17 protein-coding genes and 2 pseudogenes are annotated in these 22,619 nt (G+C 73.1%); 7 read left to right on the forward strand and 12 right to left on the reverse strand.

Annotated features, from left to right (window positions below; genetic code table 11):
- Nucleotides 1-348: 348 nt before the first annotated feature.
- Nucleotides 349-1,392 carry a uroporphyrinogen decarboxylase gene (hemE, locus tag L615_RS19645; protein ID WP_028656734.1) on the reverse strand — a complete coding sequence of 348 codons (1,044 nt, stop codon included), beginning with the start codon at nucleotides 1,390-1,392 and terminating at the stop codon, nucleotides 349-351.
- Nucleotides 1,393-1,460: 68 nt separating this feature from the next.
- Here hemE and L615_RS19650 point away from each other — a divergent pair, with 68 nt between their 5' ends.
- Nucleotides 1,461-2,075 carry a DUF3000 domain-containing protein gene (locus L615_RS19650; protein ID WP_028656735.1) on the forward strand — a complete coding sequence of 205 codons (615 nt, stop codon included), beginning with the start codon at nucleotides 1,461-1,463 and terminating at the stop codon, nucleotides 2,073-2,075.
- Nucleotides 2,075-3,496, forward strand: a complete 1,422-nt coding sequence (locus L615_RS19655; protein WP_084255448.1) for a ribonuclease D — start codon at nucleotides 2,075-2,077, stop codon at nucleotides 3,494-3,496. The genes L615_RS19650 and L615_RS19655 overlap by 1 nt, the downstream gene beginning before the upstream one ends.
- Before the next feature lie 218 nt (nucleotides 3,497-3,714).
- Here L615_RS19655 and L615_RS24450 read toward each other — a convergent pair.
- From L615_RS24450 to L615_RS19680, 5 genes and pseudogenes are all read right to left on the reverse strand, one after another.
- Nucleotides 3,715-4,761: pseudogene (locus L615_RS24450) on the reverse strand (ABC transporter substrate-binding protein); the annotation flags it as partial.
- A gap of 190 nt (nucleotides 4,762-4,951) precedes the next feature.
- On the reverse strand, nucleotides 4,952-5,563 hold the full coding sequence (locus L615_RS19665) for a hypothetical protein (protein ID WP_036518683.1): 612 nt from the start codon (nucleotides 5,561-5,563) through the stop codon (nucleotides 4,952-4,954).
- 23 nt (nucleotides 5,564-5,586) lie between these two features.
- Nucleotides 5,587-9,462, reverse strand: a complete 3,876-nt coding sequence (hrpA, locus tag L615_RS19670; RefSeq protein WP_222430630.1) for an ATP-dependent RNA helicase HrpA — start codon at nucleotides 9,460-9,462, stop codon at nucleotides 5,587-5,589.
- Between the two features lie 39 nt (nucleotides 9,463-9,501).
- Nucleotides 9,502-10,164 (reverse strand): hypothetical protein, encoded by a 663-nt coding sequence (locus L615_RS19675; RefSeq protein WP_145726203.1) that lies wholly within the window; start codon nucleotides 10,162-10,164, stop codon nucleotides 9,502-9,504.
- On the reverse strand, nucleotides 10,161-10,673 hold the full coding sequence (locus tag L615_RS19680; protein WP_145726204.1) for a SigE family RNA polymerase sigma factor: 513 nt from the start codon (nucleotides 10,671-10,673) through the stop codon (nucleotides 10,161-10,163). Before L615_RS19680 ends, L615_RS19675 begins: the two co-directional genes overlap by 4 nt.
- A gap of 212 nt (nucleotides 10,674-10,885) precedes the next feature.
- On the opposite strand from L615_RS19680, the gene rocD reads away from it, so the two are divergent.
- Genes rocD through L615_RS19700 form a run of 4 tightly spaced genes read left to right on the forward strand, consistent with a single transcriptional unit; the run spans nucleotide 10,886 to nucleotide 16,018 of the window.
- Nucleotides 10,886-12,118: an ornithine--oxo-acid transaminase gene (rocD, locus tag L615_RS19685; protein WP_145726205.1), complete on the forward strand. Its 1,233-nt coding sequence runs from the start codon at nucleotides 10,886-10,888 to the stop codon at nucleotides 12,116-12,118.
- Nucleotides 12,115-13,260 (forward strand): saccharopine dehydrogenase family protein, encoded by a 1,146-nt coding sequence (locus L615_RS19690; protein ID WP_051486082.1) that lies wholly within the window; start codon nucleotides 12,115-12,117, stop codon nucleotides 13,258-13,260. Before rocD ends, L615_RS19690 begins: the two co-directional genes overlap by 4 nt.
- Nucleotides 13,260-14,786 (forward strand): aldehyde dehydrogenase family protein, encoded by a 1,527-nt coding sequence (locus L615_RS19695; RefSeq protein ID WP_028656742.1) that lies wholly within the window; start codon nucleotides 13,260-13,262, stop codon nucleotides 14,784-14,786. Before L615_RS19690 ends, L615_RS19695 begins: the two co-directional genes overlap by 1 nt.
- Complete coding sequence (locus L615_RS19700; protein WP_261376776.1) at nucleotides 14,783-16,018, forward strand: VOC family protein; 1,236 nt, start codon at nucleotides 14,783-14,785, stop codon at nucleotides 16,016-16,018. The genes L615_RS19695 and L615_RS19700 overlap by 4 nt, the downstream gene beginning before the upstream one ends.
- 254 nt (nucleotides 16,019-16,272) lie before the next feature.
- On the opposite strand, the gene L615_RS19705 is transcribed toward L615_RS19700, so the two are convergent.
- The 4 genes from L615_RS19705 to L615_RS19720 are packed head-to-tail and all read right to left on the reverse strand — an operon-like array spanning nucleotide 16,273 to nucleotide 20,180.
- Complete coding sequence (locus L615_RS19705) at nucleotides 16,273-16,713, reverse strand: SRPBCC family protein (RefSeq protein WP_145726206.1); 441 nt, start codon at nucleotides 16,711-16,713, stop codon at nucleotides 16,273-16,275.
- A 52-nt stretch (nucleotides 16,714-16,765) separates the two neighbouring features.
- Nucleotides 16,766-17,764 (reverse strand): aromatic acid exporter family protein, encoded by a 999-nt coding sequence (locus tag L615_RS19710; protein ID WP_145726207.1) that lies wholly within the window; start codon nucleotides 17,762-17,764, stop codon nucleotides 16,766-16,768.
- Between the two features lie 47 nt (nucleotides 17,765-17,811).
- A complete protein-coding gene (locus L615_RS19715; RefSeq protein ID WP_145726208.1) occupies nucleotides 17,812-18,648 on the reverse strand; it encodes an SDR family oxidoreductase in 837 nt (278 codons plus the stop codon).
- Nucleotides 18,645-20,180, reverse strand: a complete 1,536-nt coding sequence (locus L615_RS19720) for an NAD(P)/FAD-dependent oxidoreductase (protein ID WP_145726209.1) — start codon at nucleotides 20,178-20,180, stop codon at nucleotides 18,645-18,647. The genes L615_RS19715 and L615_RS19720 overlap by 4 nt, the downstream gene beginning before the upstream one ends.
- Before the next feature lie 50 nt (nucleotides 20,181-20,230).
- Here L615_RS19720 and L615_RS19725 point away from each other — a divergent pair, with 50 nt between their 5' ends.
- A complete protein-coding gene (locus L615_RS19725; RefSeq protein ID WP_145726210.1) occupies nucleotides 20,231-20,884 on the forward strand; it encodes a TetR/AcrR family transcriptional regulator in 654 nt (217 codons plus the stop codon).
- A gap of 130 nt (nucleotides 20,885-21,014) precedes the next feature.
- Here L615_RS19725 and L615_RS19730 read toward each other — a convergent pair whose 3' ends face one another.
- Together L615_RS19730 and L615_RS19735 are read right to left on the reverse strand one after the other, a co-directional pair.
- Nucleotides 21,015-22,151, reverse strand: coding sequence for a type IV toxin-antitoxin system AbiEi family antitoxin domain-containing protein (locus tag L615_RS19730; RefSeq protein ID WP_145726211.1), 1,137 nt, complete (start codon nucleotides 22,149-22,151; stop codon nucleotides 21,015-21,017).
- Nucleotides 22,152-22,300: 149 nt separating this feature from the next.
- Nucleotides 22,301-22,619: pseudogene (locus L615_RS19735) on the reverse strand (threonine/serine exporter family protein); the annotation flags it as partial.

Raw genomic sequence — 22,619 nt, forward strand, 5'->3', positions numbered from 1 at the left:
GCGCCGAGCCTCGAAACCAGCGGCACCAGCACGCCGGGCTGTGCCCAGCACAGTCCGCCCTGCAGGCCCGGAGGTTTCGAGGCTCGGCCGCGGGCGGCCTCGCACCTCAACCACCGGGAGTCAGGCGAAGCGAACCCAAGGCGTGCCGCCAGGCCAACCCAGCCACCTACCGGAGGCAACCGCGCGCGCGGCAGCGCGGCGCCCGCGCCGGAGGCGCGTCGAGGGCAAGTGCGGGCCGAAGCGGAGCGAGGCCTGCGCGCAGCCCTCGACAGGCGACGCGCTCGCGCCATCAAGCCAGCCGGCGACGCGCTCGCGCCATCAGACCCGCCGGCGACGCGCTCGCGCAGTTCAGACCCCGTAGCCGTGCACGAAGTCGGTGAGCCGGGCCAGCTGGTCGGGGTCGGTGCTCGGGATGACGCCGTGGCCGAGGTTGAAGATGTGGCCGCGGGCGGCGCGGCCGGCCTCGATCACCTCGGCGGCGCGGGCGGTCATCACCTCGGTCGGGGCGAAGACGAGGGTGGGGTCGAGGTTGCCCTGGACGCCGCGGTCCCCGACGAGCGGGATCGCCCGCTCCAGCGGGGTGCGCCAGTCGACGCCGACGACGTCGGCACCGGCCTCGCCCATGAGGTCGAGCAGGTTCGACGTACCGACGCCGAAGTGGATGCGCGGCACGCCGAGCTCACCGACGCGGGCGAGCACGCGCGCGGAGTGCGGCTGCACGTGGCGGACGTAGTCGCCGGGGGTCAGCGCGCCGGCCCAGGAGTCGAAGAGCTGGACGGCGGAGGCGCCGGCGGCGACCTGGGTCTCGAGGAAGACCGAGGCGACGTCGGCGATCTTGCGCATGAGCGCGTCCCAGACGTCGGGGGCGCCGAACATGAGCGCCTTGGTCTTCGCGTGCTCCTTCGACGGCCCACCCTCGACGAGGTACGACGCAACCGTGAACGGCGCGCCGGCGAAACCGATGAGCGGGGTGCCGCCGTTGATGCTGCCGAGCTCGCCGACGAGGGCCTGCACGGCCTGGGTGATGAACGGGATCTGCTCGGGGGTGAGGTCCGGGATGGCGGCGACGTCCTCGAGCGTGCGGACCGGGTTGGCGACGACCGGGCCGACGCCGGGCACGATGTCGAGGTCGACCCCGACGGCCTTGAGCGGCAGCACGATGTCGGAGAAGAAGATCGCCGCGTCGACGCCGTAGCGGCGCACCGGCTGGAGCGTGATCTCGGTGATCAGCTCGGCGTTCATGCACGACTCGAGCATGCCGATGCCCTCGCGCACCTTGAGGTACTCGGGCAGGGAGCGGCCGGCCTGCCGCATGAACCACACGGGGGTGTGCGGGGCGGCCTCCCCGCGGGCGGCCTTCAGGAACGCGCTGTGCTCGAGTCCGGTCGTCACGGGGTCAGGGTCTCAGGTCGACGGCGTGGGACGCACATCCGTCCGGCTCCCCGGCCTATGGTGACCTCATGGTCGCCCGGCAAGAGACGCACCAGGGATCCGGCGCGGCCGGGGTACCCCGGGAGTTCAGCGCGGCCGTCGACAGCCTCCGGGCCGCGACCTTCCGCCCGGAGGTGTTCTGCGAGGAGATGCCGGCGCCGCAGCGGATCGCGCCCTACGCCACCGCGCTGTCGGCGGACGTGACCGTCGACGACGAGGAGGTCGCGACCGGTCGCCTCGTGGTGCTCCACGACCCCGCGGGCAACGAGGCGTGGGAGGGCACCTTCCGCTGCGTGGCCTACTGCCGCGCCGAGATCGAGGACCACCTCGCCACCGACCCGATGCTCACCGACGTCGGCTGGACCTGGCTGCTGGACGCGCTGCGGGCGCACGGCGCCGAGTACGTCGCCGAGTCGGGCACCGTCACCCGGGTGGCGACCGAGAGCTACGGCTCCATGGCGGGCGAGCCGGGCAACGCGCAGCTGGAGATCCGCGCGTCCTGGACGCCGGTCGACACCACCGACCTCGCCTCCCACGCCGAGGCGTGGGGCGAGCTCATGTGCACCGCCGGGGGCCTGGAGCCGGTGCCGGACGGGGTGGCCGTGATGCCCTCCCGTCGTGGCCAGCGGGGCGGCGCCGGCTGATGGCTGACCAGCCGGACCAGCCGGACCAGCCGGACACCGACGCGGAGGGCCCGTCGGCGGACGAGGCACCTCCCGTCGAGCTGCTCGCACTCGCCGACGGCCTCCCGCCCGTCATCGAGACCCCCGAGGCCCTGGCCGACTACTGCGCCGCGCTCGCCGCGGGCTCCGGGCCGGTCGCGATCGACGCCGAGCGGGCGTCGGGCTACCGCTACTCCAACCGCGCCTACCTCATCCAGCTCAAGCGCGAGGGTGCCGGGATCGGGCTCGTCGACCCGATCGCCTTCGACGACCTGTCCCCGCTCGCGGAGGCCATCGGTGACACCGAGTGGATCCTGCACGCCGCGACCCAGGACCTGCCCTGCCTGGCCGAGGTGGGGCTCAAGCCTGCCGCCCTCTTCGACACCGAGCTCGCGGGCCGGCTGCTGAACTACCCGCGCGTCGGGCTCGCGACCCTGGTCGAGGTGCTGCTCGACCGCCAGCTGCTCAAGGAGCACTCGGCGGTCGACTGGTCGACGCGTCCGCTGCCCGAGCCGTGGCTGGAGTACGCCGCGCTCGACGTCGAGGTGCTGGTCGAGCTGCGCAACCTGCTCGCAGCCCAGCTCGAGGAGGCCGGCAAGGCCGACTGGGCCCGCCAGGAGTTCGAGCACCTGCGCGCGTTCACGCCGACCGTGCGGGTCGACGCGTGGCGGCGCACCTCCGGGCTGCACAAGGTCCGCGGTCGTCGTACCCTCGGCGCGGTGCGGGCCCTGTGGGAGACCCGGGACCGGATCGCGCGGGAGCGCGACGTCACGCCGGGCCGCTTGATCCCCGACTCCGCGCTGGTCGCCGCGGCGACGGCGATGCCGAAGAACCGCGGCGAGCTGATGTCGACGCAGGGCTTCCACGGCCGCGGTGCGTCGCGCTACGCCAACGAGTGGCTCGCCGCGGTCCGCGAGGCGGCGCAGATGCCCGAGGACCAGCTGCCGACCCGGGTCACCGGGGGCGACGGCCCGCCCGCCCCGCGGGCGTGGGCCGACAAGGACCCCGTCGCCGCCCGGCGCCTCGAGCTCGCGCGCGCCGCGGTGGGCCGGATCGCCGAGGAGCACCAGGTCCCGCTGGAGAACCTGCTGACCCCCGACACGCTGCGCCGCACGATGTGGACGCCGCCGAGGACCCGCGAGCCGGTGGAGCTGCTGGAGGCGGTCATCGACCAGCTGCGCGGCCTGGGCGCCCGGAGCTGGCAGGTCGGCCTGACCGCGCAGGCGCTGAGCCGCGCGATCCTCGACGCCGAGCCGGGTCAGTCGCGCTTGCGGTCGTCGGTGACCGTCGACGACGGCTCGACGTCGGGCACCGACGGCGACCCCGAGGGCCCGGACGGGGAGGCGCCTGACGGGTCGTCGGACTCCCCGTCGGACTCCTCGTCGGACTCCTCCGGCTCGTAGTCCGGGTCGAGCAGCGTCCGCGACTTCTCGTCGATCGCCCGCAGGTCCTCGCGGAGGTCCTCGAAGTAGGGCGTCGTCAGCAGGTCGACCAGGTCCGGCGCCACCAGCGCCTCGAGCTCGGCCTCGGGCACGAGCAGCGGCTGCAGGACCATGTTGCGCAGCGACTGGGTGAACACCGTGCCGTGCTCGGGCTGCTGCTCGGGCTGCATGAACGCCTCGCTCAGCGCCACGGTGAGCTTGGCCGGCTGCAGGTAGCCGGTCTCCGCGATCCGGCCGATGGCCTCGTCGTCGACCAGGTAGCTGAGGAAGTTCGCCGCGGCGCCCGTGCGGCCAGGGCGACCGGGGGCGATGCAGATGCCGGTCAGGTCGGCGACGGTCCGGCTGGAGCCGAGCGACGGCATCGGCAGCACGTCGAAGCTGACGCCCGCCTCCCGCAGCTGCGGGGTGAGCGAGCGGAAGCCGGCGATCATGGCCAGCTTGCCGCGCTCGAACCACTGCAGCGGCGTACGGCGCGACAGCTGCTTGGCCGACAGCGTCAGCCGCGGGTCGCGGAGCAGCTCGAGGGTCTCCTGCAGGGCGTCGGCCGAGCCGTCCTCGCCGAGGGCGAGGCTGGTCGGCTCCGCCGGGTCGTCGAAGACCTGGCCGCCGCCGGAGTAGATGAACGGCGCGAGGCCGCGCAGGGACGGCTCGATGTAGATGCCGCGGGTGCCTCGCCGCGGGCGGCTGGCGTACTCGACGGCGGCGCGGAGCTCAGCCATCTTCCAGCTCGCGTGGTCCTCGCGGGGCGTCGGCAGGCCCTCGGCGTCCATCGCCTCGAAGTCGACGAGGTCGGTGTTGTAGTAGATGACCATCGGCGAGGCGGTGTACGGCATGCACTGCAGGTCGTCGTCGTGGGAGAAGGCCTGCACGGCCGCGCGGGCGAAGTCGTCACCGATCGGGATCTCGCGCTCGTTGATGAGGTCGAGCAACCCGATGTTGTCGCCCTCCTCCATGGTCGTGGCCAGCTCGGAGCGCGGCAGGAGGTAGAGGTCCGGCTCGGTCTTGCCCGAGCGCAGGTCGGCCAGCATCGAGGAGGCGTCGGGCCAGGAGGTCATGGTGACCTTGGTGTCCTGGCTGCTGGCGTTCCAGGCGTCGACGACGGCCTGGTAGGCAGCGATCTCCTCGCCGGACCCCCAGACCGCGAACTCCAGCTGGGCCCGCGTGGGCTTGGACGGCGCCGGGGGCGGCGGGTTGTTGCTCCCGTTGCCCTGGGCCAGCGCCACCATCCCGACCAGCACGCTCACCGCCACCACGACGACGACGGCGCCCGTCCGCCAGTCGAACCGACCCACGTGTAAACCACCTTCTGCCAGGGAGTGTCGAGCACACCGGGCCGGGAGCGCCTCACGGCGCGTGGCCGCTCGTGGCGGCTTGAGTTGGGACCCGGGGCTGCCGCGACCCGGCGTGCTCGGTGCGTCAGTCTAGCCGGGACCGCCCGAGGCCCCGTGACAGCTCGAGGTGCCCGGCGGCCTCGAGCTGCTCGGCGAGGAGGAGGATGCGCCGCACGTCCGCGTCGGCGACCTCCGCGATCCCGGCGCGGCCCACCGCGACGACCCGCGCGAAGGCGGAGGCGCGGAAGAGCACGTCGGCGAAGTCCCCGGAGGCGATGCCACGCAGCACCTCGTCCACCATCAGGCGCAGCTCGTCCGGCCCGGGCGGGTCGGCGACGCCGGCGACCACCCGGGCGACCTCGGCGCGGGACCGGCCGGCCTCGAACTGGCGGGCCACCCCGGTCGGGTCCGCGTGCACCCACGAGCGCAGCAGGTAGAGCCGCCACAGGCAGCCGGCGAGCGAGTCGGCGGCCGCGTGCGACCAGACCTCCGCGATCGCCTCGATGCCCTCGGTGTCGGCGAGGTGCACGAGTCGGTCCGCCACGCCGTCGTCGTCGCTGTCCTGGGCGCCGCGCACCAGCAGCACCGCGGCCCGCTCGGCCGCCTCGGTCACCAGTGCGGGGTCCACCCCGTCCTGGTGCTCGTCGAAGAAGGCCGTCTCGCGCGGGACGGGCTTGTGGTGGGGACGCTCGGACACCGGTTCAGCGTAGTCGCCGGGCCTCAGGCGCCCAGCGCGTCGAACGCCTTGCGCAGCCGCACGTCGGAGACCGGGCCGTCGACGCCGAGCTGCTGCGCCCACAGGGAGACGCGGTACTCCTCGAGCATCCACCGGACGGCACGCAGCCCTGCGCCCGGCGGCCGTCCCTCGGGCAGGGCCGCCACCCGGGCCAGCCACGCCTCCTGCAGCGGCTGGACCAGGTCCATCCGCTGCCGGTCCTTGTGCAGCGCCGCGTTGCCGCCGACCTCGAGCGCCGTGCGCCGCTCCTTCATCGCCAGCAGCCAGGTGCGGTAGCGCCGCAGCCGCGCCGCTCCGGCCTCGCCGACGAAGCCGTCGTGGACCAGCCGGCCGAGCTGGGCCTGCAGGTCGGCCAGCGCTGGGAGCAGGGGCAGGTCCGCCCGCCCGCTCAGCAGGCGGTCCACCTCGCGCCAGGTCTCCAGGACCCGCAGCAGGTCCGCCACCGTGGTCCGCACCGCGTCGGCAGCCGTGGCGCGCACCGCGGCCAGCAGGTCGTCGTACTCCTTGCGGGAGCGGACGGGCCCGCGGGCGTCGACCGCGTCGACGACCACGGCGCGCAGGCAGTCGGCGATCAGCGCGTGCGTGGTGGGGTACGGCGTGCCGGAGAGGCCGAGCTTGTCGGTGTTGGACAGGCCGTCGACGACGCCCTTGACCGGTGCGTCGCCGAGCGCCAGCAGCAGCAGGCGTACGACGCCGAGGCGGTGCCGTGCGTCGCGCTCGTCGGTGGAGCCGAAGACCTGCAGCCCGACCGTGCCGCCCTCGTCGACCAGTCCGGGGTAGGCCTCCACCTCGTGCCCGGCGCGGGTCCACGTCGCCGTCTGCGGCACGTCGTCGAAGACCCAGTCGGTCTCGCCGGTACGGGCGACGCCGGAGTCGGAGGCGACCGACGCCATGGCCTCGTCGAACTGCGGCTGGAGCGGCGCCTTGAGGTCGGCGAGCGACTTGCCGCGGCCCTGGACACGGCCGCGGTCGTCGACGACGCGGAAGCTGGGGGTCAGGTGGGCCGGCAGCACGGCGAGGTCCCAGGCGTCGCGCGGGACGTGCACGCCGGTGGTCGAGCGCAGGTAGCGCTCGAGCGCGTCGAGCAACGGCTCCYCCCCCGCCGGGACGGCGGCGAGGAACTCGCGGGCAGTGTTGGGCGCAGGGACGAAGTTCACACGCAGCTGCTTGGGCAGGCCGCGGATCAGCTCGACGACGAGCTCCTCGCGCAGGCCGGGCACGATCCAGGAGAAGTCCTCGTCGTCGACGCGGTTGAGCGTGGAGACCGGGATGTCGATGGTCAGCCCGTCGTCCTTCGCACCCGGCTCGAAGTGGTAGCTGATCGGGAAGGTGAGGCCGCCCGCGACCGACCACTGCTCGGGGTAGTCCTCCTCGCTGACCTCGTCGGCGGCGTCGTGGGTGAGCATCGCCGGGTCGAAGGTGAGCAGGTCGGGGCGCTTGCGGCGCTCGTCGCGCCACCAGCGGTCGAAGTGGGCGCCGCTGACGACCCCCTCGGGGATGCGGGCGTCGTAGAAGTCGAAGAGGGTGTGCTCGTCGACGACGAGGTCCCGGCGGCGGGCGCGGTGCTCCAGCTCCTCGGCCTCCTCGAGCAGGCGCTGGTTCTCGCGCAGGAAGCGGTGCCGGGTGTCCCACTCGCCGTAGACCAGCGCGTGGCGGATGAACAGCTCGCGGGACAGCTCCGGGTCGATCTTCCCGTAGTTGACGGGCCGGTCGGTGGCCAGCGGGACGCCGTACAAGGTGACCCGCTCGGTGGCCATCACCGACTGCCGCTTGCGCGACCAGTGCGGCTCGGAGTACGAGCGCTTGACCAGGTGCGCGCCGAGCCGCTCGGCCCACTGCGGCTGGATCTCGGCGTTCTGCCGGGCCCACAGCCGTCCGGTCTCGACCAGCTCGCCGGCCATGAGGTACTGCGGGTTCTTCCGGGCCAGGCCGGAGCCCGGGAAGATCGCGAACCGGGCGCCGCGGGCGCCGAGGTACTCCCGCGGGCCGGGGCGGCGGCCGTCACGCTTCGCGCCGGGCTTCGGCTTCTCCCGCTCCTCCAGCAGCCCGACGTGGGAGAGCAGGCCCGACAGCAGCGCCTGGTGGATGCCGTCCGCGTCGGGGTTGTCGCTGGGCGCCTCCAGCCGGATGCCCATCTCCTTGGTGACCTGCCGCAGCTGGGCGACCAGCTCCTGCCACTCGCGCACCCGCAGGTAGTTGAGGAACTCCCGCTTGCACATTCGGCGGAACGCGCTGCCGGACAGCTCCTTCTGCTGCTGGCGCAGGTGGTTCCAGAGGTTGAGCAGGGTGAGGAAGTCGGAGCGCTCGGCCTTGAACCGGGCGTGCAGCTGGTCGGCCTGCGCCTGCTCCTTCGGGTGCTCGGCGCCGGGACGCTCGCGCGGGTCCTGCAGCGAGAGCGCGGCCACGATCACGAGCACGTCGCGCACGCAGCCCAGGCGCTCGGCCTCGAGCAGCATCCGGCCCAGCCGCGGGTCGATGGGCAGGCGCGCGAGGCGGCGGCCGGTCTTCGTGAGGTCGCCACGGGGGCCGACGGCCCCGAGCTCCTCGAGCAGCTGCACGCCGGCCTGCACGTGTCGCCGGTCGGGCGGCTCGACGAACGGGAAGCGGCTGATGTCGCCGCCCTTGTCGGCCAGGCCGAGCGAGCTCATCTGGAGGATGACCGAGGCGAGGTTGGTCCGCAGGATCTCGGGGTCGGTGAACTCCGGGCGGGACTCGAAGTCCTCCTCGGAGTAGAGCCGGATCGCGATGCCGGCGGCGACGCGGCCGCAGCGGCCCGAGCGCTGGTTGGCCGACGCCTGGCTGATCGGCTCGATCGGCAGGCGCTGCACCTTGGTGCGTGCGGAGTAGCGGGAGATGCGGGCGACGCCGGTGTCGACGACGTAGCGGATGCCGGGCACGGTCAGCGAGGTCTCGGCGACGTTCGTGGCCAGCACCACGCGGCGGCGCGAGCCCTTCGCGGGCGCGAACACGCGGTGCTGCTCGGCCGCGGAGAGGCGCGAGTAGAGCGGGAGGACGTCGATCCCGCGGATGCCCTCGCCGAGCGGCGCGAGCACCTCGGCGGTGTCGCGGATCTCCCGCTCGCCGGGCAGGAAGACGAGCACGTCGCCCGGGCCCTCGGCGGACAGCTCCCGGACGGCGTCGACGATCGCCTCGGTCTGGTCGCGGMCGATCGGCTCGCCGTCCCCGTCGACGTCGCCCTCGGCCAGGTCGCCGTAGTCGACCAGCGGGCGGTAGCGGACCTCGACCGGGTAGGTGCGGCCGCTGACCTCGATCACCGGTGCGGGCGTGCCGTCGGGTGCCGCGAAGTGCTCGGCGAAGCGGGCGGTCTCGATGGTCGCCGAGGTGATGACGAGCTTGAGGTCCGGCCGCTTCGGCAGCAGCTGGCGCAGGTAGCCGAGCAGGAAGTCGATGTTGAGGCTGCGCTCGTGGGCCTCGTCGATGATGATCGTGTCGTAGCGGCGCAGCATCCGGTCGCGCTGCAGCTCGGCGAGCAGGATGCCGTCGGTCATCAGCTTGACCCGGCTCTGCTTCGAGGTCTTGTCGGTGAAGCGGACCTGGTAGCCGACGAGGTCGCCGAGCTCGGTGCCGAGCTCCTCGGCGATCCGCTCCGCCACCGAGCGCGCGGCGATCCTGCGTGGCTGGGTGTGCCCGATCATCCGCGGCCGGGCGGCCGGGTCGTCCGGGGCCGGCATGCCGCGGCCGAGCTCGAGGCAGATCTTCGGCAGCTGGGTGGTCTTGCCGGAGCCGGTCTCGCCCGCGACGATCACGACCTGGTGGTCACGGATCGCGGCGGCGATGTCGTCACGGCGGGCGCTGACCGGGAGGTCGGGCGGGTAGGAGATGTCCACAGCGCGGACCAGTCTCCCACCTGCCCGGAGCCGGGACGGAACCCGCGGGGGTCACCCACGCCAGGCAGGGACTCCGCTGAGGCCGGAGCGGCCGAGGATGACGGTCAGCACCTGGTCCCCGAAGTCGGCGACGGCCTGCACCTCACCGCGGCGCGTGGCCAGGGCGGCGCGCGTGGCCCCCTCGACGTCGACGTCCTCGCAGGTCCAGCCGGCCGGGCAGTCGTCGACGCCGGCGCCGGACCAGGACTCGACCTCGCCGAGACCGACCTCGCGCCAGGCCTGGTCCCCGACCTCGGTGTCGATGCGGGCAGCCATCGCCAGGAACCGGTCGGTGCGGTCGTCGCCGGCGGCCAGGCCCGCACCGGCGGCGAGTGCGTCGGTGAGTGCGCCCGGCCGCACGTCGCGTACCTCGACCTCCGGCAGGGCAGCGCCGGGCGCGGCGGCCGGGGCGTCATGGGTCGCGGGCGTGGTCCGGTCGGGCACGGGGGCGTCGTCGGCGGCCAGCTGCCCGCCCGTGCTGAACCCGGCGGCGGAGACGGCGGCCACGGTCGCGGCGGTGCCGGCGACGGCGCCGGTGCGGACCCGGCGGTGCCGCCGTCGGCCGCGGCGCAGGTCGGCGTCCGGGTCGGTGGCCGGCACGTCCAGCTGGTCGGCCAGCAGCCGCAGCTGCTGGTCCAGGCGGTCCTCGAGGGGGGTGCTGCTCGGGTTGCTCATCGGTACTCCAGCTCGGTCTCGTGGTGGACGGGTTCGGCCAGCGCGTCGCGCAGCGCGGCCAGGGCGGCGGAGGTCTGGCTCTTCACGGTGCCGGGGCTGACCCCGAGGTCGGCGGCGGTCTCCTCGACGCTGAGCCCCCAGTAGTGGCGCAGCACGACCACCCGCCGCTGCTTCGGCGGGAGCGCGCCGAGCGCGACCCACAGGGCCTCGAGCTCGGCCACGTCCGGGCCGGTCACCGGCGCGTCTGGCAGGCGGTCGCCCGCGCTCGCCTCGCGCCGCCAGGGGCGCCGGGTCTCGTCGATGTGGGCGTTGACCACCGCCCGGCGCACGTAGGCGTGGACGGAGCCCGCCCGCTGCACCCGCGGCCACGCGACGTACAGCCTGGCCAGCGCCGCCTGGACCACGTCCTCCGCCCGGTGCGGGTCCCCGCACAACAACCACGCCGCGCGCATCAGCTGGGGTCGCCGCGCGGCGACGTACGCCGTGAACGCCTCGTCGCGTCTCGCCACGTCATCTCCTCTGCTTCTCCGGCATCACCTTCACCCTTATCGACGGAACGCGCAGCCGATCGGTTGGACGCGTCGGGCCACGAGCTTGCGGTCCGTCGTGTGAGGTGGGTTACAGTGGACGGAGATTGTCAGACAACGGGAACTTCCCCGGCAGAGGTCTGGCCAGACCGAAGGATTTCCTGCACGATCGTCTTGGGAACGGAGGGATCCGCATGAGCCTCACCACCGAGCGGACCGGCGTCACTCCCCGCCGCACCGCGGCCGAGGTGGCCCGGGCCGAGGCCCGCACCGCCCACAACTACCACCCGCTCCCCGTCGTGCTCCGCGACGGCGAGGGCGCCTGGGTCACCGACGTCGACGGTCGGCGCTACCTCGACTTCCTCGCCGGCTACTCGGCACTGAACTTCGGGCACGGCCACCCGCGGCTGCTCGCCGCGGCGCACGCCCAGCTGGACCGGCTCACGCTGACCAGCCGCGCCTTCGTGCACGACCGGTTCGCCGACTTCTGCGCCGCGCTCGGCGACCTCGCCGGCAAGGACCTCGTGCTGCCGATGAACACCGGCGCCGAGGCGGTGGAGACCGCGATCAAGGTCAGCCGCAAGTGGGGGTACGACGTCAAGGGCGTGCCGGCCGACAGCGCGCGGATCGTCGTGGCCGCGGGCAACTTCCACGGCCGGACCACCACCATCGTCGGCTTCTCCGACGACCCCGACGCGCGCGACGGCTTCGGCCCGTTCACGCCCGGCTTCGACCTGGTGCCCTACGGCGACCTCGCGGCCCTCGAGGCCGCGATCACCCCGAGCACCGTGGCCGTGCTCATCGAGCCGATCCAGGGCGAGGGCGGCGTGATCATCCCGCCCGACGACTACCTGCGCGGCGTCCGGGAGGTGTGCACCCGCGAACGGGTGCTCATGGTCGCCGACGAGATCCAGTCCGGGCTCGGCCGCACGGGGCGCACCTTCGCGTGCGACCACGCGGACGTCGTACCCGACCTCTACGTGCTCGGCAAGGCACTCGGCGGCGGCGTGGTGCCGGTCTCCGCCGTGGTCGCCGACCGCGACGTGCTCGGCGTGCTGCACCCGGGCCAGCACGGCTCGACCTTCGGCGGCAACCCGCTCGCCTGCGCCGTCGGCCTGGAGGTGGTCGAGATGCTGCGCACCGGCGAGCACCAGGCACACGCCGCCGAGCTCGGCGTCCTGCTGCGCGAGCGGCTGCAGGCGATGGTCGGCCACGGCGTCGTCTCCTTCCGCTCCCGCGGCCTGTGGGCCGGCGTCGACGTCGACCCCGCCCTCGGCACCGGCCGCGACGTCTGCGAGCGGCTGGTGGAGCTCGGCGTGCTCGCCAAGGACACCCACGGCTCGACCATCCGGCTCGCCCCGCCGCTGGTCATCTCCGCCGACGACCTGGCCTGGGGCCTCGACCAGCTCGAAGGAGCGCTGCGATGACCACGACCACCCCTCCCCCCACCCCGCCGACCGGGACCGCCCCGAAGCGGGCGATCAACCAGGTCGGCGTGATCGGCCTGGGCAAGGTGGGCGAGCTCGTCGCCGGCCTGCTCACCGACGCTGGCTTCAAGGTCAGCGGGTACGACGCCCGGTCCCGCCCGGGGCTGCGCTTCGAGGCCGCCGAGCTCGACGTGAGCGACACCGATGCCCTGCGCGAGGCACTGCGCGGCGTCGACGCCGTCGTGTCCTGCCTGCCCTACGACCGCAACATCGACGTCGCGGAGGCCGCCGCCGAGGTCGGCTGCCACTACTTCGACCTCACCGAGGACGTGCCGACCACGCAGCGCGTCATCGAGCTCGCCGCCGAGCACCCGGGCGTCGCCTTCGTGCCGCAGTGCGGCCTGGCGCCCGGCCTGATCGGCATCGTCGGCGCCTCGCTGGCCAAGGAGTTCGAGGAGATCCGCTCCATCGAGCTGAAGGTCGGCGCGCTGCCGCAGAACCCCACCGGCCTGCTCGGCTACGCGTTCAACTGGTCCGCCGAGGGCGTGGTCAACGAGTACCTCAACGACTGCGAGGTGCTCCGCTCCGGCCGGCGCCAGATGGTGCCGGCGATGGAGGAGAAGGAGCGCGTCGTCATCGGCGGCATCGAGCTCGAGGCCGCGCTCACCTCCGGCGGCCTCGGCACGATGTGCCAGACCTACGAGGGCCGCGTGCAGCGCCTCGACTACAAGACGCTGCGCTACCCCGGCCACTTCGACCAGATGCACTTCCTCTTCGACGAGCTCGGCCTGCGGGACCGCCGCGAGGAGGTCGGCCGGATCCTCGTCGACGCCAAGCCGCCGGTCAACGACGACATCGTCTACCTCCACGCCGCCGTCGAGGGCGTCAAGGACGGGCAGCCGCTGCGCCAGAACCACGTCCGCGGCTACCTGCCGGTCACGCTCCCCGACGGCGAGGGGACCGACCGCACCTGGCGCGCGATCTCCTGGACCACCGCCTCCTCGGCCGTCGCCGTCGTGGAGCTGGTGGCCGACGGCCGCCTGCCGCAGGAGGGCTTCGTCCGCCAGGAGGACATCGCCCTCGAGGACCTCTACGCGACCCACGCGGGCCGCCTGTTTGCCGACCACGGAAAGATCAGCTGATGAGCACCCCCACCGACCTGGCCACCCGTTCCCGCGAGATCCTCACCGCCCTCGGCGCCGGAGACCCCTTCTCCCCCGACGGCGACCTCGTCGCCACCTCGCCCGTCGACGGCTCCGAGCTCGGCCGCCTCGTCGCGCACACGCCCGACCAGGTGGGCTCCGTCGTCGGCGACGCCCACGCGGCGTTCGAGCAGTGGCGCACCGTGCCGGCGCCCGTGCGCGGCCAGCTCGTGCGCGAGCTCGGCGAGCTCCTGCGCGAGCACAAGGAGCTGCTCGGTGAGCTGGTCTCGATCGAGGCGGGCAAGATCCGCTCCGAGGGCCTGGGTGAGGTCCAGGAGATGATCGACATCTGCGACTTCGCGGTCGGCCTCTCCCGGCAGCTGCACGGCCTGACCATCGCCTCGGAGCGCCCCGGCCACCGGATGATGGAGCAGTGGCACCCGCTGGGGGTCGTCGGCGTCATCTCGGCCTTCAACTTCCCGGTGGCCGTCTGGTCCTGGAACGCCGCCGTCGCGCTCGCCGCCGGCGACGCCGTGGTCTGGAAGCCCTCGGAGAAGACCCTGCTGACCGCGCTCGCGTGCCAGGCGCTGGCGGCGGAGGCGGCCCGGCGGGTGGGGGCACCCGCCGCCCTGTCCCAGGTCGTCCTGGGCACGAGCGCGGTCGGCGAGGCCCTCGTGGACGACCCGCGGGTCCCGCTGGTCTCGGCCACCGGCTCCACCCGGATGGGCAAGCTGGTCGCGCCGCGGGTGGCTGCCCGCCTCGGCCGCTGCCTGCTCGAGCTCGGCGGCAACAACGCCGCGATCGTCGCACCGTCGGCCGACCTCGACCTCGCCGTGCGCGGCATCGTCTTCTCCGCCGTCGGCACCGCCGGCCAGCGCTGCACCTCGCTGCGCCGCGTCATCGTCCACGAGTCCGTCCACGACGAGCTGCTCGACCGGCTCTCGAAGGCCTACGGCACGCTGTCGATCGGCTCCCCGCTCGAGCAGTCGACGCTCGTCGGCCCGCTGGTCGACGCCGCTGCGACGGACGCCTTCCTCGCCGCCGTCGAGCAGGCCCAGGCCGACGGCGGTCGGCTGGTCACCGGCGGCACCCGCGCCGACCAGATGTCCGGCGCCGTCGCCGGCGGGCAGTACGTCGTGCCCGCGATCGTCGACATGCCCGCCCAGACCGACATCGTGAAGCAGGAGACCTTCGCTCCCCTGCTCTACGTGCTCACCTACCGCGACCTCGACGAGGCCATCGCGCTGCACAACGAGGTCGCGCAGGGCCTGTCGTCGGCGATCTTCACCCTCGACGTGCGCGAGGCCGAGACCTTCGTGTCCGCCACCGGCTCCGACTGCGGCATCGCCAACGTCAACATCGGCACCTCCGGCGCCGAGATCGGCGGCGCCTTCGGCGGCGAGAAGGAGACCGGCGGCGGCCGCGAGTCCGGGTCAGACGCGTGGAAGGCCTACATGCGCCGCTCCACCAACACCATCAACTACTCCACCGAGCTGCCGCTGGCCCAGGGGGTCGAGTTCGGATGAGCCACCCGGTCGAGGACGACCGGACGGGGATGGTCGGGGCGACCGAGCTGCGCGCCCGGTTCGCGCGCTCGCTGTCGACCCTCTACGGCACCGAGGTGCCGGCCTACACCACGCTGGTCGAGGTGTCCGAGGCCGTCAACGCCGACGTGCTCGCCGCGATGGGTCCCGAGGCCGAGCGCCTCGGGTCCATCGAGCGGGTCACCGCCGAGCGGCACGGCGCGATCCGGGTCGGCACGCCCGACGAGCTCGCCCAGGTCGCGCGCATCTTCGGCGCCTGCGGCATGCACCCCGTCGGGTTCTACGACCTGCGCGAGGCGGACCGGCCGGTCCCCGTGGTCTCGACCGCCTTCCGGCCCGTCGACCCGGCCGAGCTCGCGGCGAACCCGTTCCGCGTGTTCACCTCGCTGCTCGTCGTCGACGACCGCCGCTTCTTCGACGCGACCACCCAGGCCCGGCTGGAGGAGTTCCTGGCCGCGCGGCGGCTCTTCCCCGACGAGCTGCTCGACCTCGCCGACCTCGCGGAGAAGCAGGAGGGGCTGTCGTCGTACGACGCCGGGCGGTTCGTCGAGCTCGCCACCGCGTCCTTCGCGCTGTCGCCGGAGCCGGTCGACCGCGCGTGGTACGACCACCTCGAGTCGATCTCCTCGGTCGCCGCGGACATCGGCGGCGTTACCTCGACCCACATCAACCACCTGACCCCGCGGGTGCTCGACATCGACGAGCTCTACCGCCGGATGACCGAGCGCGGCATCACGATGATCGACCGGATCCAGGGCCCGCCGCGCACCAGCAAGCCGGACGTCCTGCTGCGCCAGACGTCCTTCCGCGCACTCGCCGAGCCGCGCGCCTTCCGCGAGCCCGACGGCTCGGTGGTGCAGGGCGAGCTGCGGGTCCGCTTCGGCGAGGTGGAGGCCCGCGGCGTCGCGCTCACCCCCGAGGGCCGGGCGCTCTACGACGAGCGCGGCATCGACGCCTTCCCCGACACCGAGCCGGAGCTGCACGACGCCGGCCTCGCCTACTACCGCCGCGACGACGACGGCCGCCTCCAGCCGATCGTCTACGAGGACTTCCTCCCCACGTCGGCCGCCGGCATCTTCGCCTCCAACCTCACCTCCGACGGCGCCGTCGACGCCCGCCAGCGCGCCGCCGCCCGCGACGCCGCCTGGCTCCAGGACGCCCTCGCACGCCCCCTCCACGACCCCTACCCCCTCTACGCCGCCCAGGCCGACTGACCCACCCACCCACCCCGCGAGGTGTGAGGGTTCGCACCGCGAGGTGTGAGGGTTCGCCCCGCGAAGTGTGAGGGTTCGCACCGCGAGGTGCGCGTTGTGGCTGCGCGAGGTGTGACTTGTGGCTGCGCGAGGTGCGTGTTGAGGCGGCGCGAGGTGCGCGCTGTGGTCGCGCGAGGTGCGGGTCGTGGTCGCGCGAGGTGCGCGTCGTGGTCGCGCGAGGTGCGGGTCGTGGCGGCGCGAGGTGCGGGTCGTGGCTACAGCGCCTCGACGTTGCGCACCAGCGCCACGCTGGTGTGGCGCACCGCGGTGCCGACGACCGGCTTCACGGCCGACGCGATGGCCCGGCCGGCGGGCCCTCCCGGCAGCGTGTAGCTGACCCACGCCTCGATCCGGGTCCGGTCGCCGCCGAGGTCGGTGAAGGTCCACCGCTGGGTGGTGTGGATGCCCTTGACGGTCCGGATCTCGGTGTACCGGTCCTGCTCCCAGGCGGTGCACTCGACCCGCGCCTTCAGCGGTACGCCGACCTTCATGACCCCGTCGTACTGCGCGCCGACGCCGCGGAGCTGGTCGGTGACCGGCTCGATCCTCGCCAGCCCGAACATCCAGTCCTTGGTGTGGGTGTGGTCGTCGACGTACGCGAACACCTTGTCGACGGGCGCGTCGACCTCGACGCTCTCCTCCACCACGTTGGTCACGTCAGGATCCTGTCACCCGCCGGCAAGCGAGGGCCCACAGCGGCGTCGGGCCTCAGCGCGGCGGCGGCAGCGCGTCGGTCGCCTCGAGCTGGCCCATGCCGGTCACCATCAGCAGGTCGGCGACGATCGCGCGCAGCTGGGCGAGGATCGCCTCGGCGGTGAGCACGCCGCTGCGCTCGACCACGCCGGTGGCGGCGCCGACGGCGAGCTCGGCGGTCAGGACGGCGTAGGCGCCCGGGATCTCGCGTCGGCGGTACGCCGCCACCGACGTCTGCCGGACCAGGACCCGCGTGCTGCGCAGGGCCCGGTCGAGCGGGTCGACGAGCTCGGCCATCCGCCGCAGCGGCTCGCGGTGGCGCAGCCGGAAGGGCGAGGAGCTGACGACGGACATGCCCTCGTCCGCAGCGGCCTGGAGCTCGCGGATCAGCCGGTCGGTGCTGCGGGCGTCGGCGAGCAGCTCGAGGGCCGGGGTGGCTTCGCCGTCGACCATGAGGTCCGACGCGGCGCGGAGCAGGTCGGCGATCTTGCTGGCGACCCGCGCCGCCTGCTCCCGCGGGCGGCGCAGGGGCGCGGCGGGCACCGCCATCGCCGCGACCAGCGCCACCGAGCCGCCGATGAGCGCGTCGGTCCAGCGCAGGAAGGCACCCTGCGCCCCGGGCAGCAGGGTGGCGACCACGATCGACTGGACGGCGGCCTGGGTGACGAAGAGGATCCCCGCGTCGAGCAGCAGCGCGGTCGACATCGCGAGGAAGACGATGAGCGCGAGCTGCCACGCCCCGGAGCCGATGCCGGCGACGAGCACGTCGGCGATGAGGACGCCGATCGCGACGCCGATCGTCACCTCGGCGACGCGGCGCAGCCGCTGTCCGTACGACGTCCCGAGCGAGACCACCGCCGCGATGGGCGCGAAGAACGGCAGCTCGTGCCCGAGCAGGTCGGCGGCGATGAACCACGCGACGCCGGCCGCCACCGAGCACTGGACGACGACCCAGAGCTTGGACCGCCACCGGCCGATGCGGCCGCGCAGCGACAGACGGCTGGGCGACCACATCCGATCGAGCGAAGCCTCCACAACTGGGAGGCTAGTGGGTCGGGAGCTCAGACGGCCTTGGCCGGGAGGACCTTCTTTGACACGAGGGCGACGACGTCCTCGTACCGCGAGCCGGCGAGCTTCTGGAAGTGGTGCAGGGCGTGGGCGTCGATGCCGACGAGCACGCGGGCCTGGTTCTTCTGGATGCCCTTGACGATGATCTCGGCGGCGCGATCAGGCGTCATCCGCGCGAGCTTCTCGTCGAACAGCTTCGCGGTCGCGGCCTTGTCCTCCTTGTCGGAGACGCGGGCGCTGCGGGCGATCGCGGTCTTGATGCCGCCAGGGTGCACCGAGGTCACGCCGACCTTGTGCCCGCTGATGAGCATCTCCTCGCGCAGCGCCTCGGTGAAGCCGCGGACCGCGAACTTGGTGGCGTTGTAGGCGCTCTGGCCGGGCATCGCGAGCAGTCCGAAGAGGGACGACAGGTTGACGACGTGGCCGTCGCCGGAGGCGATCAGGTGCGGCAGGAACTCCTTGGTGCCGTAGACGACGCCCCAGAAGTTGATGCCGACGATCCACTCCATGTCCTCGTAGGTGAGGTCGGTGACCTCGCCCGCGAGCGCGACGCCCGCGTTGTTGATGACGACGTTGACCTGGCCGAAGTGCTCGGCGACCTCCGTCGCGTACGACGCGAAGGCCTCCTTGTCGGACACGTCGAGCCGGGCGGTGTGGACGTCCGGCGAGCCGGCCTTGACCGCGAGCTCGACGGTCTCGCCGAGGCCGTCCTCGTTGACGTCGGACAGCGCGAGCCGCGCGCCCTTGCCTGCGAGGTTCACCGCCAGGGCCCGACCGATGCCGGACCCGGCGCCGGTGATGACGACGACCTTGTTGCTGAGGTTCTTCACGAGCTGACCTTCTCCCTGGGCTGCGGTGCGCGGACGGGCTCGACGTCGTACTTGTCGAGGTCGAACGAGCGGAGGTGCTGGCGGAACGTGAACGTCTGTCCCGGCCAGAGCGTGGTGTTGTTGCCGAACTTGTCGAGGTACCAGCTCGCGCAGCCGCCGGTCTGCCACACGGTCGGCTTCATCTTGCGACGGACCTGCGCGGTCCACGCGTCCTGCGCGGACTGCTTGGGCTCGACGACCGCGAGGGCGGAGCGCCGCATCGCGCGGGCCGCCTCGACGACGTACCGCACCTGCGACTCGATGATGAAGATCATCGACGAGTGGCCGAGGGCGGTGTTGGGCCCGACGATCTGGAACAGGTTGGGGAAGCCGTGGATCGTCGTCCCCTTGTACGCCGCCATGCCGCCGTCGTCCCAGACGTCGGCCAGCGTGCGGCCGTCGCGGCCGGTGATGTGCTGTGCGATCGGCGGCTCGGTCACGTAGAAGCCGGTGGCCACGACGAGCACGTCGACGGGCCGCTCGGTGCCGTCCGCGGTGACGACGGCGTTGCCGGTGACCTTCGCGATCGGGTCGGTGACCAGGTCGACGTTGTCGGCGGCGAGGGCGGGGTACCACTTGTTGGAGATCAGGATCCGCTTGCAGCCGGCGCGGTAGGTCGGGGTGACCTTCCTGCGCAGCTCGGGGTCCTTGATGGCCCTGGCGATGTTGCGCTTGGCCTGCAGCTCGACCGCGGCCATGGCCTGCGGAAAGCGGGCGAAGGCGGGCACGCGCGCCTCGAGGGTGCCGTAGACCAGCGTCCGGAGGGCCCGCTGCGCACCGGGGACGTGGCGGAACACGGCCTTCTCGATCGCGGTGAACGAGCGCTCGTTGCGGGGGATCACCCAGTTCGGGGTGCGCTGGTAGACGTCCACGTGGCCACCCGACTCGGCGAGGAGCTTCTGCAGCTCGGGGACGAGCTGGATGGCCGAGGCGCCGGTGCCGATGACCGCGACCCGCTTGCCGGCGAGGTCGACGTCGTGGTTCCAGCGGGCGGAGTGGAAGACCTCGCCCTGGAAGCCGTCGATGCCCTCGATGTCGGGCAGGCGCGGCTCGGACAGGCCGCCGGATCCGGAGATGAGCGTGCGGGCGGCGTACTCGACGACGCCGTTGGGACCCTCGGTGCGCACGACCCAGCGCTGCTGCTCGTCGTCCCAGCGGGCGTCGACGACCGCGGTGTCGAACACGAAGCGGTCGAGCGTGCCGGACTCCTCGGCGACCCGGCGGGTGTAGGCCCAGATCTCCTGCTGCGGGGAGTAGACCTTCGACCAGTCGGGGTTGAGCGCGAAGGAGTAGGAGTAGAGCTGGCTGGGGACGTCGCACTCCGCGCCGGGGTAGGTGTTGATGTGCCACGTGCCGCCGACGTCGCTGTCCTTCTCGACGACGACGAAGTCGCGCTCGCCGGCCTCGTCGAGCTTGATCGCGGCCGCCAGGCCGGCGAAGCCCGCGCCGACGACGAGGTGGTCGACGTTCCTGCGACTCGGAGTTGCACTCATGACCTCGACGCTATTGGCACTATTGAACATCTGTCAATAGAGTGCGTGGCGTGACGGCGCCCACCCCCTCCCCCTCCGCCCCCGGCCCCGGCAGCGCGCCGGGCGGCACGGGTCGCACCCGGCTCAGCCCGGACCAGCGCCGCACGCAGCTGCTCGAGACCGGCTTCCGGCTGCTCGCCACCCGCTCGCTGGACGAGCTGTCGATCGACCTGCTCGCCGAGGAGGCCGGCATCTCACGCGGCCTGCTCTACCACTACTTCGGCGGCAAGCAGGGGTACTACGAGGCGGTCGTGCAGCACGCGGCCGACCAGCTCTACCGTCGTACCGCTCCCCCGGCGGCGGGCGAGCCGATGGACCGCCTGCTCGTGTCCCTGGGCGGCTACGTCGACTACGTCGTCGCGCACCACACCGGCTACCGCTCGCTCGTCACCGCCGCGCGCGGCGGCAACGAGAAGCTGCGCGCCATCTACGACACCACTTTCGCCGCCCTCGCAGACCGCTTCTTCACCAGTGACCCCGACGGCCTCGTCCTGCCCGACACCCCCGCCGTCCGCCTCCTCATCCACGCCTGGCAGGCCATGGTCGAGGACCTCGTGCTCACCTGGTGCGAGGACCCCGCCGGCCTCACCCGCGACGACCTCCTCCAGGTCATCACCACCTCCCTCCCCGCCCTCGTGGAGACCCTCCCCGGCCGCGAGGTGTGACGCCCTGCACCGCGAGGTGCGGGTTGTGGTGGCGCGAGGTGCGGGTTGTGGTGGCGCGAGGTGCGGGCCGTGGCGGCGCGAGGTGCGGGCCGTGGTGGCACGAGGTGCGGGTTGAGGTGCGCACTGGAGGTCAGCGCCGGACGGTGCGACGGCGCCGGTACGCCGGGTGATCGGGGCCCCTCGAGTAGACGCGCTTGGTCGGTGCCGTCGGCGATCGGAGCGCGATCGCGTCGGCGAGCTCCCTCATCCACCGCTGCCGCGCGGTCGGGCTGAACCCGTCCTTGCGGACGACGATCACGATCCAGCCGGCGTCCCGGAGAGCCTTGCGACGCCTCTCGTCCCGCTCGCGATCATCCTCGGACGTGTGGAACTCCTCGCCGTCGTACTCCACGGCGATGCGGAGGTGGGCGTAGGCGTTCTCGGTCCGCACCCAACCCCACTCCGGCAGCAGGGTCCAGACCTGGGGCTCCGGCATGGGGAGGCTCGCGTCATGGATCATCAGGCGGATCCACGACTCTGGCTGTGAGTCCGCTTCGTCGGTCGAGAGCGGGACCAGCTCGCGCAGCTGTACGACGCCACGGTGTCCCTTGAAGCGCGGCAACATCGCAGTCAGCTGCGTCTCGGTGACTTGATGCTCCCGCCGGAACGCATCCAGGGCCGCAATCGCGCGCAACCGGCCGCGCAGCCGGGCAACGTCGCAAGCAGTGCGGAGCGGAGTGGTCACTCGAACGCCGCCGATCGACATCACGTCCTCCGGCCGCAGCGTCCGCTTGCCGCCGAAGATGCCGTTGCGGCGAGTCGGCTCGCCGGCGGCCGACACCACCTCCACGTCGGGCAACAGGTCCAAGCTTGCGAAGTCGAGGAGGTCGATGCCGTGCAGGAAGGCAGCCGAGAGGTCGCACACCACGCCGCGAGGAGGTACGACCAGGGCGGCCGCCCTTGCCCGGAGGTCGACGGAGTCGCGGAGCGCACTCGCGACGTACACGCCGCGCAGCGGGCGCCGGAGCACGCCGTGGTCGACGAGATGGCGCAGCTGCGCCCGGGTGACGCCCGATTCGCGGGCTATCGCGTAGGTGAACGGACCAGGTCCGAGGCGATCGAGGATGTCCATGCCGCCAGCGTGGACGCGGTCCGAGACTTCCTCGATCCGTCGCACGCGGCGTGTGGATGGCTGTCGTCGTATACAGGGATGCGGACCGCAGGTGGACGGTCGCGTGACAGGTGTGAACGCGTCCGAACGACCTGATCCCGCACCTCGAACAGCCACAGCCCGCACCTCGCGCCGCCACCATCGGCACCTCGCGCCGCCACCATCGGCACCTCGCGCCGCCACAATCGGCACCTCGCGCGACCACAACCCGCACCTCGCGCCGCCACAACCCGCACTTCGGCGGGGTGGGGTGGGCGGGGGTGGGGTCAGGACGAGTCGGGATCGGGTTGGCGCTGGGGGTGGCGCTGGCGCTTGCGGCGGACGACGCGGGTGACGCCGACGAGGCGGGGGCCGGCGAGGCGGGCCTCGACGCGGCGGGCCTCGCGCAGGACCGGCTGGGCGACGTACTCACCGAGGATGACGCCGGAGGCGAGGGCGATGGCGACGGAGGCGGCGGTGACCATGGCGAGGAGGCCCTGGGCGACCTGCTCGCCGCCGCCCTCGGAGAGCAGGAAGAGGCCACGGTAGATGGAGAGGCCGGGCAGCATCGGGACGACGGCGGAGACGACGACCACCAGCGGCGGG

The organism is Nocardioides sp. J9, assembly GCF_007829375.1.
Lineage (GTDB): Bacteria > Actinomycetota > Actinomycetes > Propionibacteriales > Nocardioidaceae > Nocardioides.